The following is a 14,454-nucleotide window of genomic DNA, read 5'->3' as shown; positions in this document are numbered from 1 at the left end:
GGCATTCAATCGCTGCACGCATGAAAAAGACATTCATTCAATTCCTTTTGTTGACGGCGACGGGCTGGCTCGGCTCCTCCTGTCAGGATATTCTGGAGGTAAAACCCCGTTCGCAGATCACCAACCAGGTGTTCTGGCAGAGCGAAGGCGACTTCACCACCTACATGACCGGCATTTACCAGCGGTTTCGGGGGCATATGAACGAACAGGCTTTCGGCGAAGACCGGAGCGAATTGTATGTTCAGGGCTCGCTGCCCCGGTTTTCGGCCTACTGGTCGCAGGTCATCAACGCGGGCAACTCGCGCGACTGGACGGCTTTTTATGGCACCATCGGGCATGTCAATCTGCTATTGCGACAAATGGAGGGCTTTTCGTTCACCAATGAGGTAGTCAAAAAACGGACGCAGGCGGAAGCCCTTTGCGTTCGGGCCTATCTGTATTATTACATGGCCAAAATCTGGGGCGATGTGCCGCTGGTGCTCGAACCGGTGGTCGATGAGAAGGTCCCGCTCGTAGCTCGAACCCCCGTTGCCGACGTATTCAAGCAGGTGTTTGCGGATCTGGATCAGGCCATCGCGCTCTTCCCCGAAGCCGGTTATTTGGATAAAAACCGGTTTTCAAAACCGGCCGCCTATGCCTTCAAAGCCGACGCGAAGCTGTGGACGGCCAAAGTGATGGGGGGCGGCAATGCTGATTTGAACGAGGCTCTGGCGGCCATTGCGGAGGTTGAAAAATCGGGTGTGAGTCTGTTGCCGGTTTTTCGGAATGTCTTTTTGTCGACCAATAAAAAGAACGCCGAGGTGATTTTTTCGCTGTATTTCAACCGCAACGAAACGGGGAGCGATATGTACGCCCGGTCGGCTCTGCCGTTGACGAACTACTCGGGTACAGCCGCCAATGCCGCCGATTTGCCGTTGGTGAAAGAGCCGGGAAACGCCCAGGCGGGTTATGCCGCCAGTCCGGAAGCCCTGGCATTGCTGGACACCTATCCGGCAGATGTTCGCCGGGAGGTGAGCTACATCTGGGAATTGCAGGGCACCAAAAAACTCATTGCCTGGCCCAATAAGTTCCGGGGGACGCTGTATGCCGAAGACCGGCTGGCCGACGATGACGTGATTCTGTATCGCTTCGCCGACCTGTTGCTGCTAAAAGCTGAAGCACTGGCGGCTCTGGGGCAGTCAGCTCCGGCCCTGGTTGAACTGAACAAAGTCCGGAAACGGGCCGGTGTGGCCGACTTCACCGCGGCTGATAAAAAGACGCTGGAAAAAGAAATTCTGGACGAGCGAGGCCGGGAGTTTTTCCACGAAAACAAACGCTGGTGGGATCTGGTCCGCTTCCACAAAGGCGGCACCATTAACGTCTACGAACTCGTACCGAACCTGCGGGGAAAAACCACACCTTTGTATTGGCCGGTAGCCACGCGCGTGCTTTCGCTGAATAATCTGATTAAGCAGACCGAAGGCTATTGATGCACAGGCTAAGTAAACTGACTTCCTAAACTCTTACTTTTAAAACATGAGGCCCTTTATTTATTTCCTGTTTCTGAGTGTGTTGCTGGCGAATTGCAGGACCGCGAACCGCCCCGCTCAGGTAAATGAGCAGCCGGTTTTTGAAACCACCGCTACGGTTTTCGATCCCGGAACGTCCTACGCGACGACCCGCATCCCGGCTCTGGTGATGACCACCAAAGGCTCGCTGCTGGCGTTTTGTGAAGCCCGCGTCAATAATTCCAGCGACTGGGCCGACATCGACATGATCATGCGCCGGAGTACGGACGGTGGAAAAACCTGGGAAGAGAACGTGGTCATTGCCGCCCGTGAAACCAAACGTCCGACATCCAATTGCACGCCCATTGTCGACCGCGATGGCAAAACCATCCATGTGCTCTATCATCGAAACTACAGCAATTGCTATTACGTCCGCTCGACCGATGACGGCAAAACCTGGTCGGCACCGAAAGAAATCACCTACGCTTTTGACCAGTTCCGGCCCGAATACAACTGGAAAGTGCTGGCTCCCGGCCCCGGCCACGCTATTCAGCTTCAGAACGGGCAGCACAAGGGGCGGCTGGTGGTGCCGGTCTGGCTCTGTGAACCGAATCCGAAAATTCCGGGCGGTGACCACCGGCCATCGTGCGTGGCCACAATTTACAGCGACGATTCTGGGCAGACCTGGAAACGGGGTGCCATAGTGGCCAACACCACCCCGGAAATCAAAAATCCGAGCGAACACGTTGCCATCGAAACCGCCGACGGGCGGGTAATGCTCAACATTCGCACCGAATCCGCACCGCACCAACGGATGATTGCCTACAGCCCGAACGGTGCTACGAACTGGACGAAGCCGGTTTTTGACGAGGAACTTTTCGACCCGGTTTGTATGGCCAGCCTGATTCGCGTGAGCAGCCCCGGCAAGGGCGGCAAAAACCGCATTTTATTCGTGAATCCAGACAGCCAAAATGATCCGGAATACCTCAACAAGCGCAACGATTTTCGCAAACGGCAGAACCTGACGGCGAAGCTGAGTTACGACGATGGACAGTCGTGGCCGGTACGGAAAGTGATCGATGCGGGCAAGGCGGGGTATTCCGATCTGGCCGTTGGTCCGGACGGCATGATGTACTGCCTTTACGAAACCAATGAAGGGTCAACCGAAACCTGGCGGTATCGCATTGTGCTCAAACGCTTCAACCTGGCCTGGCTCACGGATCAGAAAGATCAGGTCAACATGGTGTCTTCTACCCGCTAAATTTTATGAGTTACTTCCTGAAACAATCGATAAAGTGCTGTATAGTAACGGTTTTACTGTCTAGTGCGACTTTGTCTGCGGTAGCACAGCCTTACTATCCAAATCTCCCGATTCTGGATGTGTCCGGCGAGAAAAACCGGCAAACAGTAGTCGCCCGGGGAACGGAGGAAATCTACCAGGGCCACCCGACAACGGTCTTGATGCCCGACGGCAAGACTCTGTTTTGTGCCTGGTCGTTCGATCACGGGGGCAAGTGCGGTCCGCTGGCGAAGAGCACGAACGGCGGTGTTCAGTGGGAAATGATTCCGACGCCTGCCGACTGGAGCACCACCTTCAATTGTCCTAGTATTTACCATTTAACCGACAAAACCGGAAAGGCGCGTCTGATGGTGTTTACGGCTCGTCCGGGCATGTCCCAAACCTGGAGCGAAGATGGTGGCAAAACCTGGACACCCGTCAAAAGTCTGGGAAAACCGTGTGTGATGGCCTTTTCGAGCATCGTCAAACTACAGAACGGCGATTACCTGGGGCTGTATCACCGGGGGCCGGACGACAAGGATAAATCCCCGCTGAAAATCTGGCAGTCGATCTCGACCGACGGCGGAGTGACCTGGGGCGAATCGGTAATGGTGGGCGAAATGGAAGGCCGCTCGCCCTGCGAACCCGCCGTGTTTCGGTCGCCCAACGGCAAACAATTGCTGTGCTTGATGCGGGAAAACCAGCGGAAAGGCCGGGCGTTGATGATGACGTCGGAGGACGAGGGAAAAACCTGGTCGAAGCCCGTCGAAACGCCCTGGGGCCTGACCGGCGACCGCCATATGGTGCGGTATACGCCGGACGGCCGGATTGTATCGGTTTTTCGGGATATGGCACCCAATAGCCCCACCAAGGGGCATTTTGTGGCCTGGGTAGGAACGTACAACGACATTGTCAACGGGCTTTCGGGGCAATACCGGGTGAAACTGCTGCATAATTACGCCGGAACCGATTGTGGGTATCCCGGTCTGGAACTCCTGCCCGACGGTACGCTCTTGGCGACGACCTACATCAAATATGAACCCGGAACAAAAAAGCATTCGGTCGTCTCCGTGCGGTTCAAGCTCGACGATTTCGACAAGAGGCTGTAAAATTAATGAGCGTAGAATTGACCAAAACACCATGAACGTACCAAAAACCGAAGGACTGTTGTCCGCACCATTCACCCCCTTTCACGAAGACGGTTCCCTCAACCTGGAATTGATACCGGTTTTAATCGATAAAATGGTTGCCGATGGGCTGAGTGGCGCCTTCATTTGTGGCAGCAATGGCGAAGGCCCCAATATGACGACGCAGGAACGCATGACCGTGGCCGAAGCCTTCGTGCAGGCATCAGCGGGACGGTTGCCCATCTGGGTACACGTCGGGCATTCGAGTATTCGCGAATCGCAGGCCCTGTTGCAACACGCCCATTCGATCGGGGCCGATGCGGCTTCGTCGGTCGCTGCGTTTTACTTCAAACCCACATCGGTTCAGAATCTGGTCAATAGCATGGCCGAAATCGCGTCGGCAGCGCCCGAAATGCCGTTTTACTATTATCACATTCCAACGCTGACCGGCGTAGGCATGGACATGGTTGAATTTCTTCGGTTGAGCGAAAAGCAGATTCCCAGTTTGCGTGGAATTAAGTATACGGCCACGACGATCTGGGAATATCAGGTGTGTCTGCGGTATGCCAACAGCCGGTTTGACGTTCTGTACGGATACGACGAAATGTTGCTGCCAGCCCTGAGCATTGGGGCAAAAGCAGCCATTGGCAGTACGTATAATTTTGCTGCCCCGCTGTATCTGGAAGTCCAGCGGCACTACAAGGCCGGGCAGATGGAGCAGGCGCAGGAGAGCATGGCCCACCTGATCGAGATGATCCGGGTGATGACCAGATTTCCGCCCATTCCGGCCCAGAAAGCCATCATGCACATGCTGGGGTACAACGTAGGGCCGTGCCGTCTGCCGTTGACCCGGCTTTCGGAGAAGCAGTATGACGAGTTGTATACCGATCTGGAATCGATTGGCTTCTGGCAACGGCTCCGTGCGGCTTCAGAAATTCCGGTTGTTCTGCCGACAGTGAGCACGCCGAACGGTCAACCCTGAGTCGGTTTTTGAACGGGCTGGATGGCCCATCAACGCGGTTTTTTACAGACGTTATGAATCGAAACGGGTTTCTTGTTCTTCTTTTTTCAATGGTATATGATCTTGCTTTGGCGCAATCGCTGACCTGGCGAACGTTACCGCCCGTTCCCGATCCAGTGGGGTTTGCGGGTTCTGTCGCCGGGATCAGCAACGGGGCTTTGCTGGTAGGCGGGGGGGCTAACTTTCCCGATAACGTAGGCCCCTGGGGCAAAACGCCGAAAACCTGGTACGACGACCTGTTTGTGCTGGAAAAACCGGATGGTTCCTGGAAAAAGGTGGGCAAACTGCCGCGAAAAATGGGATACAGCGTGGCCCTGACAGTGCCTGGCGGTGTTTTGTGCATCGGTGGTGCCGACGGGGAACGGCATTATCCGGACGTACTTGTATTGCAATACCAGCATGGACAGGTGACGACGAAAAGTCTGAGTCCGTTGCCGTTACCGCTGGCCAATGCCTGCGGGGCGGTTCTCAGCGGAATCGTTTACGTAGCTGGCGGTATTGAAACACCGACCGATACCACCGCCGAAAATCTTTTTCTGAGCCTGGATTTGCGCCAACCCGAAGCCGGTTGGCAGCGGTTACCACCCTGGCCGGGGCCGGGCCGAATGCTGGCCGTAGCGGGTGCGCAGGCCGGAAAATTCTTTCTCTTCAGCGGTACGGAAGTTTTCGCGGAGCCAAAAACCGGAGCGATCAAACGCCGGTATCTGGCCGATGCGTATGCCTACGACCCGGAACAACGAAGCTGGACGCGCCTGGCCGATTTGCCGAATCCCACCGTTGCTGCGCCCTCACCCGCTTTTCCGTCCGGACAAGATCAACTGTTGGTGCCAGGTGGCGACGATGGGGCCAATGCCGACCGCAATCTGATTCTGAAAGAAAACCACCCCGGTTTTCGTACCGAGGTTCTCGCGTATCACATCCCGACCAATACCTGGACGGTTGCCGGGAACGTCAGCCCCAAAACCGGGGCGAATCACGACAACAGGAAACCGGTGTTATGGGCTCCCGTTACGACGCCAGCCGTGGTTTGGGACGGAAAATGGATTCTGCCCGGTGGCGAGGTCCGACCCGGCCTGCGCACCAACCGGGTACTCATCACCAGTCCCGCAAAACCATGAATCAACCCCTCAACGTACCGGATTTGAAACCGGCCACCGGGTATCGACCCTGGAAGAACCTGCGCTGGTGGGTGCTGGCGGTTTTGTTTCTGTCGGGGATCGTCAACTACGTGGATCGCAACGTGCTGTCGTTCACTATGATTGATCCTTCCTTCAAACGCGACATGCTCGGCCTGCCCGCCGATGCGGTTCTGACCCCGGCGCTCGACGGGCAGTTTAAGGAGCAGATGGGTTTTGTCGATGCGGCTTTCAAAGCGGCCTATGCGGTGGGCTTTCTGCTGACGGGCTGGCTCACCACACGGCTGGGGCTTCGGCGGGGCTTTTCGCTGTTTGTGATGATCTGGAGCCTGGCTGGCATGCTGACCTCGTTGGTCGGCTCGATCCGGTCGCTGGCGTTGGCACGAGCGGGGCTGGCCGTTGGTGAAGCCGGGAATTTTCCGGCGGCTACGCGCACGGTGTCGGAGTGGTTTCCGCAAAAGGAACGCTCGATTGCGTTTGGTATTTTTAACGCCAGCGGCAACATCGGAATCATTCTGACGGCCTGGCTCGTGCCGTTCCTGACGCTGCAATATGGCTGGCGAAGTTGTTTTCTGCTCACCGGTTTACTCGGTATCGGGCTGCTGGTGGCCTGGCTGGTGATTTACCGCCCGGTGGCGGAACATCCCCGTTTGTCGCCCGACGAACACGCTTTGATTCGGGCCGATGAGGTTCCCGAGCCGGAGCGGGCTTCCGTGTCCTGGTGGCAACTGCTGCGCTACCGCCAGACCTGGGCATATGCGGGATGCAAATTCCTGATCGACCCGGTTTTCTGGATTTACCTGACCTGGCTGCCCGATTTTTTCAACAGTAGCGAAGCCCTGGACCAGAAGCTCGACCTCAAAAATCTGGGGTTACCGTTTCTGGTCATTTATCTCGTTACCGATGTGGGCAGTATCTTTTTCGGCTGGCTATCGAGCTACTTTCTCAAAATCGGCTGGTCGGTCAACCGCGCCCGCAAGATCACCTGGCTGATTTGTGCCCTCTGTGTGGTGCCGATTGTGCTGGCCGCTCAGACGCACAGTCTCTGGGTTGCCATTGGGTTAATTTCGCTGGCGACGGCCGCTCACCAGGGTTTTTCGGCGACCCTGTTTACCAGTGTCACCGATCTGTTCCCCAAACCGCTGGTGGCCCGGGTCACCGGAATCGGGGGGGCCGTCGGGGCGATTTCCGGCGTTCTGCTGGCGCTGGTGGCGGGTATCATCCGCGTCCGGTATGGCTATTTCCCGCTGTTTGTGGTTGCTGCCTGCTCGTATTTGCTGGCGCTGGGAATCATTCATCTGCTGGTTCCGAAGATGGAGCGGGTCGTTCTGCCGCCGGACTAACCGCCGAATGAAAAGCCGGTTATGATAGATTCACGGTTTCAAAACCGTCAGAACCGGTGGCCCAACCGGGTGTTCGCAGGTGAAGGTCTGGCCTAACAGCTTGGCCACCGTGGCCGCCAACTGATTCTGAAACAAGACCGGCCCGCCCGCTTGCTCGCCGGTGGGTGGCGTGTCCGGGCCGATCACGGCGAACCACATCTGGTAAGAATCCGGCGTTTTGGCCCCGTGGCCTTTCCAGGTGGCTTTCGGCGTGTGGCCCCGTCCGTGGTCGGTGGTCAGGATGAGCGTGGTTTTTCCGGCGTACTGCGGAATTTGCTGGATGGTTTTCCAGAGGTCGGCCATGAACGCATCGGCGGTGTTCACCATACGCAAATCGTCGGCATACCGCCCGGCGTGGGCCAGCCCGTCGGTTTCGTCAAACTGCATGAACAGCACCCGGGGGCGGTTTTGCAGCAGGTAATTCTTGGCGGCATAATAAGTCAGAAAATCGCTGCGGACAGACTTGTCCCAAACCTGTGCCGGAATGCTGGCCATCATGCTGTTGAGCAGTGAATCGGTGGCGGTTTTTGGAGACGGAATCAGCTCGTTACCCGCACTGGCGAAAATACCGGTTTTCTTCTCGTTGACAGCCGCTTCGATCACATCCCAGGATGAAAAAGCCGCAATCCGACCCTTGTAATCGGGTTGGTTGTGGAGAAATTCGAGAACGGTGGTATTCGGATTGTCGATTTTATCATTCGATTTGATGCGGTCGTCGGCATACCCCGAAAGAATTTCGTTGTACCCCGGATAGCTGAACCAGTACGGATTCGAGGCATTGACGCGGCTGTTTTTCAGACGGTTCCCGTAAAGCTGCCCTTGTTTGGCGACGGTATTCCAGAAGAACGGAAACAACCGCTGGCGTCGTTTCTGGGGCGTAGCCGCCCAGAAAAACTTCCGGGCCGTGGCCGTGTCGGGCGAATAAGCCGGGTCGAACAGCAGCGTCGAATCGGCACCAGAAAACACTTCCTGCCAGCGAACCCCATCGAGCGTAACCAGAATGACGTTTTGCGTTTGCTGCGCTCTGGCGAAAGAAAGGCTGCTGATGATTAGAAAAAAAGCCAGCGTGAAAATTCGTATCGGTTGGTTCATACCGGGAAGAAGAAAGAGCTGATGAACCGGTAAAATACTGAAAAGCCATTAGAACCGCTGGCTTTCAAGCTGTTAAATTTTTGTAAAGATTTAGAAATAGGATTTTCTCTACTGCCCTGTTCCCCTAAAGGGCGGGCGGCTTTATCATTTAAACAAAATAACCGCCGAATTATTATTTTGGTTTATCAGCCCACTGCTTTAGCTGTGGGTATAGGGAAAAGTAACCCCTGCTACCAGAACCGTTTTAACGGTTTCATCGTCCGAAAAACCGTTAAAACGGTTTCGTAATGATTCGGTTTCGTGTCAGTTTACCCACAGCTGAAGCAGTGGGCTGATAAGCCAACTATGAATCCGGCGGTTATTTTGATTAAATCAATGAGCAGTGGGCTGATAAATATGCAATCCGGCGATTAAATTTGGACTTCCCAATCGCCCACCGTTTTGGTTACGTATCCGACGTAATGTACAATTTCAATCGGATGCGGTCGGTGGTGCTTTGCCGGTTTCCGAACGCAACGCGTTGAATCATGGTCTTCATCGTACTTTCACCGCTCGGAACCTTCAGTAACATCGGCCGGTTGACCGACAAACCCTTCATCACCTGGTTGACGTAATGCGTGATGTTGAAGACGTAGGCGTCCTCCAGTTCGATGGCGTTTGGCAAATACGAATAGCTGGCGACGGCGGCTGATGCACCCGTGGAAAAACCGGGAACGGCTTCCACCGTTTCGTTTTGGTTGTTGGTGAAATACAACGCCAACTGGCCGGGGGGCGCATTGTTGTCACGCACATCCCGCCGGATGGGTTCGATGATCAGTTCCGCGCGGTTCAGACCAATGAAGTTTTCCGGTTTGATGAACTCACTCAGCGACGGGATTTCGAGCCGGGTGGACAAAAATGCACCGGGTACGACAAACGATGAATTTTGCGTCGTTCGGCTGGAAACCGCATCCGATGCGCGCTGCAAAGCCTGCAAGGGCGTTCCGCTCCGGTTGTTGGTCAGTTGGGTAAACTGCGACGCCTGGAACGGAAAGAGCAGGTTGTTTGCTGTCTGGCTGATGTCGTTGCCCCGGTAATACAACCGGATGCCTGAAAGCGACGAGGTGAGGTTTAACCCCAGAAAAACATTACTGGCCGCTGGACTCAAAAACGCAAATCCCTTCCAGTAATCAGACATGGTTTCGCTGCTGTTGATTTCCTTGCTGACCAGCCTGGCATAGAACGCCTGCGCCATGGCGTCGGGTATCCGAACCCGAACCTGCCGGATTTCTTCTTTAAACTGAGGGAGAAAGCTGGTGGTAATCAGCGGGGTCGTGTTGTAGGCAACCGATTGTGTATTGTAATGAACCGCCCCAATATCGAGCGGCTGCCGAAGCTGGTGAATCTGAAGCGTAAACGGTTTCAGGGTGTCGCCCACCGAATAACCGTACACCATTTCCAGCACCAGCGAGTCGAACCGGATGCCCTTTTGATCGGGTAAATCGTTGGTGACGTACGATAAGGACGCAAATCCCCGACCTTCCATCTGGCCCGTCTGCGTGTCGGTCCAGCGACCCACCAGAATTGTACTGTCGGACGAAGTAACAAACGAGTCGGGGGCCATAACGGTCGACAGGTTGACCGTCACCGTGTCGATGTACTGGAGTTCCATTTCGTCGGGATTGATCAGATTCTGGCCGACGTCCAGATCCCCCGACATGCAGCCGGAAATCAACATTCCGGCCACCATCGGTAGCGCTAAGCGCAGTAAGGTTTGCATGTATGTTTTCTAAAGTAGGGGACTAAATAAGGTATAGTGGTTTACGGTTTTCAGTTTGCAGTTTACGGTGGCTGGCGCATGCTTCAACCAGAATGCGTCAGCCACCGTAAACCGTAAACAGAAAACCGTAAACCGATTACGGAACCGACACGCCTAGCTGGCTGAGTTCCGGCGGGGTGAGCGTGGGCGGGAATTGCCCCTGATGCAGTTTGGAAACAACGCATTCACCCACTTTTCGGGCCAGGTCTTCGCTGGCAAAACCGCGTTGCCCCGGCAGACCCGGCACCGTCGGCTGGTCGATCACGGTTTTGCCGTTCAGCATAACCTGATACCCCCAGCCCGTCGGTGTGCGGGTCGTTTGAAGCTCATATTGCGATTTTTGACGGAACAAACTGTAGGTCGTGACAATGGCCAGCCCGATCAGCAGGATCGCCAGGGACTGAATTTTTTTGCCTCTCATACGTCTCATCAATTCGTATCCGTGTCCTGTTCAACGGTCGGGTCGAATTCCCAGATGTCGTCGAACCGGCCGGAACCGCTGCTGCCGGTGGTGACGTAGCCTTTGCCGTTGATGGAAAATCCAAAAGCATATTGCCGGGCCGATCCTTCAAAAATGCCCTGCTCATACCAATCGTCGGTGACCGCATCATACACCCAAACCGCCGTGCTGCCATCCCCGAGGGTTACATAGCCTTTGTTCCCAATCGAAAAGCCAACGGCGTAGCTGCGTTGCACCAGTTCATCACTTTCAAAATCGCCTTTTTCAATCCACTCATCTTTGGTGGCATCGTAGGCCCACCAGTCTTTTTCGGCGGATCCGTTGTTGTTACCGGTTCCGACATACGCCAGTCCGTCGATCACGAACGAGATGGCTCCCAGTCGTTTCGCTCCGCCGTAGCTGGCGGTTTTCTCCCAGGTATCTTTGGTGGGATCGTAAGCCCAGAAGTCTTTCAGATAATTGCCGTCGAAACCGGTGCCGACGTAGCCTTTGTTACCCACCGAGAAGGCCACGGCGTTGCGCCGGGCGGTGCCTCCGAAGTCGGCGATGCGTTTCCAGGCGTTGGCGGTCGGGTCAAATTCCCAGAAATCTTTCAGCCGGTCGCTGTTGGCATTCAGACCGGTACCCAGATAGCCTTTCGTGCCGACGGCAAAACCAACGGCGGTATTGCGGGCTTCTCCGCCAAAATCGGCCAACTGCGTCCAGGTGTTGCGGGCCGGGTCATACGACCAGAAATCCTTCAGCCGGTCGTTATCGGCGTTGGTGCCGGTACCCATGTAAGCCACATTGTTCAGCACAAAACCGGCCACGGCATTGCGGGCCACGCCTTCAAAGTCGGACCGGCGGTTCCAGTCGCCCAAAACCGCAACGTCGTCTTCGTTGGAGCAACTGCTCAGCATAGCACCCCACAACACCCAGATTAAGGTGTAGGAAAAAGCCGGGATCAGGATCGAGAAACGATTCTTAAAAAATGAGCTTACCGTCGAGGGTTTGGAGCGCAACACGCGGGGGAATGAAATTTTCATAGAAAAAAAGGGGAAAGTGAGTAAACAGAAAAACCCGTTACCGATGGGGCAACGGTGAAAGAATAGAAAGGGTGATTGTTTTCGGTATCGATACGCATGAACTTACAATTGAGTACGTCGTCGTTTTTCGTTGACCGGTTCCGGTCGGTTGCCCCGCAGGTTAAAAATGCCCGGCATTTTTCGCAGGTCATAGCGGAGGGCGTAGACGTACCGCAAGGATACGCCTACACTCCAGCCGCTGCCGTCGGCCCGAAGGACGGCGGACTGCGACTCTCCGCGGTTTACGGTGTATAATAGGTTGGTTGTGATTGAGTTGCTGAGTCCCCAGTATTTCCGGGCAAACAGACTGAGTTCGGCTTTTCCGCCCAGCTTGACGGTATATTCCGCCGAGGCTTCGGCCATGCCGTTCAGGCGCGGGCTCAGGCGGGTGGCACCAAAGATCTGGAGGGTGTCGACCTGGACCCGGCTGGCGCGGCCAAAACCGCCCCCGGAACCACTGTAGCTGTAGCCTTCCACCAGAAAGTTGCTGACTTGCTGCCCATTGTTCGGGACCATCCAGACCCCGGCTCCGAGCCACAAGCCAGAGCGACGGGCGACCCGGTTGCCAAACCGCATCAGCCGTTTGCCACGTACCACAAAACCGTGCTTGTTGTTCTCGAACCGCAGATCAAGGGCGTTGGAGCCGCTGCCCACCACCAGCGTGTTGTGAATGGGGGAACGGGCATAGCCGCCTTCCACCGCCCAGCGTTCGTTGCTAACCCAGCCGATAACGGCGCTCCAGCCGGTTTGTGTAGTTCCTTTGGTGCTAATCAATCCGTTGAAGGTTTGGTCAAGCTGCCCTTTGTCGGTTCGGAAAAAACCGTCCCCTCCAATGTACCAACGCTCCCGGATATACGTTTCGCCGTAGCGGGCGATCAGCTTCGTCATTTCGGCCCGGCGTTCCTTATTCGACCGGAGTTCGGGCGTGAATGCATCCGCGGACTCCACCGGCGGGCGATAGTAGTCGGTGATTCCCTGGGCAATAGCCGGGTAGACGAGGATGGAGAGCCAGAACGTAGTCAGAGCAGTTTTCATGGAAAAAGGCAGCTTAAAGGTGTTTTATAGGGTACTGGGTTTAAAGGTTGGTAAGCTTTTGATCATGCGTCCTCCGCCAGCTTTGCGCTGGATCGACGACCCCAGGGCAGGCAGGCGGTTGGGTTCGGCAACACCCCGCCGGGCAATGCGGCTTCCGGTGATCTGGTAAAGCGCTTCGTTGAGCAAAGGTTCGTTGACGTCACCCAATGGTTGCAAATTGAGCGGCTCCTGCACTTCCACGGAGGGCGTGAACCCGGTGGAATAATCGGACTGGCCGAGGCTGTTAAATGACTTAAAGACGATTGGCTGCATACCCCATTTGATGTTTCCGGAATCATCGACTATCGTAATAGACCCCACATTTTTGCCATAGGTTGTAGTGCCAATGGTCGTTACGGTCATATAAGGGCGCAGGCCGTTGATAATCAATTCGCTGGACGAAGCGGTTCCATCGGTGGTCAGCACAAAAACCCGCTGGAGGTTGCTGCCAATGTTCTGCGATTTGGTAACGAACCGCTGGATGAAGAACTCATCGCCGTATTCCTGCTGGAGATAAGGCGTCAGGGTGGCGTTCCATTCTTCGCGGAAATAGACTTTCGTTCGGTCGACGTTTTTCCCAATCAGACTGGCCAGATTGGCGGATGAGGACGTATAACCGCCCGGATTGTAGCGCAGATCCAGCACCAGTTCGTTAACGCCTTTGGCTTTGAAGTTGCTGAAAATGGCATCGACCTGATCGTCATATTCCGAACCGTTGCTGTTGTTAGGCGCCGGAACAAACTGATTGTAAACCAAATAGCCCACAGTTTTTCCGCCAACGCTGTAGACCGAATCCATGAAAACCGGGTTGGCCTGAAAAACCGTCGCCGTTACGGAGCGGGTCAGATCCGTATCGACCAGGGTGCTGTTTTGCACTTCGGCCAGACCAAAAGAGAATGTTGTGCCGCCCGAGTAGAGCAACGAAACGTAGTTGGAAGTCGTGATGGTTTGACCATTCACTTTGCTGATGATGTCGCCCCGTTTGAAGCCCGCAGCGGCTGCCGGGGAGTTGGGCAAAACGTACAAAACCTGCGCAATCACGTTGGTAGAACCCTGCGAGCGCAGGTAGAGCATGAATTCCATGCCGGTGGTGGTCGATTCTCCGCTCAGCGACGCCGACAGATCTTCGGCATTTTCCTCGATCCACGAAAACCGGTCGCCGTCGGGTCGGGCGGTGGCGTCGTAAGAGTAGAGAATGGAATCGAAAAAATCGGAGGGTGCGAGCGTCAGATCCGGGCTGGCCGGGATTTTGTCATTCCAGTAATAATACTCCCGCATGTTTTCCAGAATCCATTTGTTGATGGTCTGGTTTTCGGCAGTTGTGGTCGTAGTGGTTGGTTCAACGAGGTCGGTTTCCTTGCGGCAACCCGCCAGCAGCGTAACGGAAAGCAAAACCATTCCCCACCAGGCAGGGACACTGCGCAGTTTATTATTCATAGCGTTTTCAATTCAGGTTGTATTCAAAAAGTAAAAGTCATTTACCAAATCAATTGGCACCCTTCTCCACCGCTCGCATCCTGTTTTTCGGAGAAGG

Annotated in this window: 12 protein-coding genes; 6 read left to right on the top strand and 6 right to left on the bottom strand. The window is 55.2% G+C overall.

Annotated elements, in window-relative coordinates; translation table 11 throughout:
- Window positions 1-20 precede the first annotated feature (20 nt).
- From ACO064_RS05635 to ACO064_RS05610, 6 genes are all read left to right on the top strand, one after another.
- The gene (locus ACO064_RS05635; protein WP_421826422.1) at window positions 21-1,469 is read left to right on the top strand and encodes a RagB/SusD family nutrient uptake outer membrane protein; all 1,449 of its coding nucleotides are present in this window, start codon (window positions 21-23) and stop codon (window positions 1,467-1,469) included.
- Window positions 1,470-1,515: 46 nt separating this feature from the next.
- Window positions 1,516-2,748 (top strand): sialidase family protein, encoded by a 1,233-nt coding sequence (locus ACO064_RS05630; RefSeq protein WP_421826421.1) that lies wholly within the window; start codon window positions 1,516-1,518, stop codon window positions 2,746-2,748.
- A 71-nt stretch (window positions 2,749-2,819) separates the two neighbouring features.
- Window positions 2,820-3,875 (top strand): sialidase family protein, encoded by a 1,056-nt coding sequence (locus tag ACO064_RS05625; protein ID WP_421826420.1) that lies wholly within the window; start codon window positions 2,820-2,822, stop codon window positions 3,873-3,875.
- A 31-nt stretch (window positions 3,876-3,906) separates the two neighbouring features.
- The gene (locus ACO064_RS05620; protein ID WP_421826419.1) at window positions 3,907-4,875 is read left to right on the top strand and encodes a dihydrodipicolinate synthase family protein; all 969 of its coding nucleotides are present in this window, start codon (window positions 3,907-3,909) and stop codon (window positions 4,873-4,875) included.
- Window positions 4,876-4,964: 89 nt separating this feature from the next.
- Window positions 4,965-6,032: a hypothetical protein gene (locus ACO064_RS05615; RefSeq protein ID WP_421826418.1), complete on the top strand. Its 1,068-nt coding sequence runs from the start codon at window positions 4,965-4,967 to the stop codon at window positions 6,030-6,032.
- Window positions 6,029-7,393, top strand: coding sequence for an MFS transporter (locus ACO064_RS05610; RefSeq protein WP_421826417.1), 1,365 nt, complete (start codon window positions 6,029-6,031; stop codon window positions 7,391-7,393). The genes ACO064_RS05615 and ACO064_RS05610 overlap by 4 nt, the downstream gene beginning before the upstream one ends.
- Before the next feature lie 30 nt (window positions 7,394-7,423).
- Here the strand turns inward: ACO064_RS05610 and ACO064_RS05605 are convergent, their stop codons facing one another.
- The 6 genes from ACO064_RS05605 to ACO064_RS05580 all read right to left on the bottom strand — a co-directional run bounded on the left by ACO064_RS05605 (window position 7,424) and on the right by ACO064_RS05580 (window position 14,357).
- Entirely contained in the window at window positions 7,424-8,524 is a 1,101-nt protein-coding gene (locus ACO064_RS05605) for an alkaline phosphatase family protein (protein ID WP_421826416.1), read from the bottom strand.
- A 445-nt stretch (window positions 8,525-8,969) separates the two neighbouring features.
- The gene (locus ACO064_RS05600) at window positions 8,970-10,283 is read right to left on the bottom strand and encodes a DUF4270 family protein (protein ID WP_421826415.1); all 1,314 of its coding nucleotides are present in this window, start codon (window positions 10,281-10,283) and stop codon (window positions 8,970-8,972) included.
- A gap of 136 nt (window positions 10,284-10,419) precedes the next feature.
- Entirely contained in the window at window positions 10,420-10,743 is a 324-nt protein-coding gene (locus ACO064_RS05595) for a DUF4907 domain-containing protein (RefSeq protein ID WP_421826414.1), read from the bottom strand.
- Between the two features lie 8 nt (window positions 10,744-10,751).
- Window positions 10,752-11,807, bottom strand: a complete 1,056-nt coding sequence (locus ACO064_RS05590; protein ID WP_421826413.1) for a Kelch repeat-containing protein — start codon at window positions 11,805-11,807, stop codon at window positions 10,752-10,754.
- Window positions 11,808-11,909: 102 nt separating this feature from the next.
- The gene (locus tag ACO064_RS05585) at window positions 11,910-12,881 is read right to left on the bottom strand and encodes a hypothetical protein (RefSeq protein WP_421826412.1); all 972 of its coding nucleotides are present in this window, start codon (window positions 12,879-12,881) and stop codon (window positions 11,910-11,912) included.
- A gap of 24 nt (window positions 12,882-12,905) precedes the next feature.
- On the bottom strand, window positions 12,906-14,357 hold the full coding sequence (locus tag ACO064_RS05580) for a S41 family peptidase (protein WP_421826411.1): 1,452 nt from the start codon (window positions 14,355-14,357) through the stop codon (window positions 12,906-12,908).
- Between the last annotated feature and the right edge of the window lie 97 nt (window positions 14,358-14,454).

The organism is Larkinella sp. (assembly GCF_965227735.1).
In the GTDB taxonomy this organism is placed as follows: Bacteria; Bacteroidota; Bacteroidia; order Cytophagales; family Spirosomataceae; genus Larkinella.
Note: the sequence above shows the minus strand (reverse complement) of the source record. Positions and strands in the feature narration are given on the sequence as shown.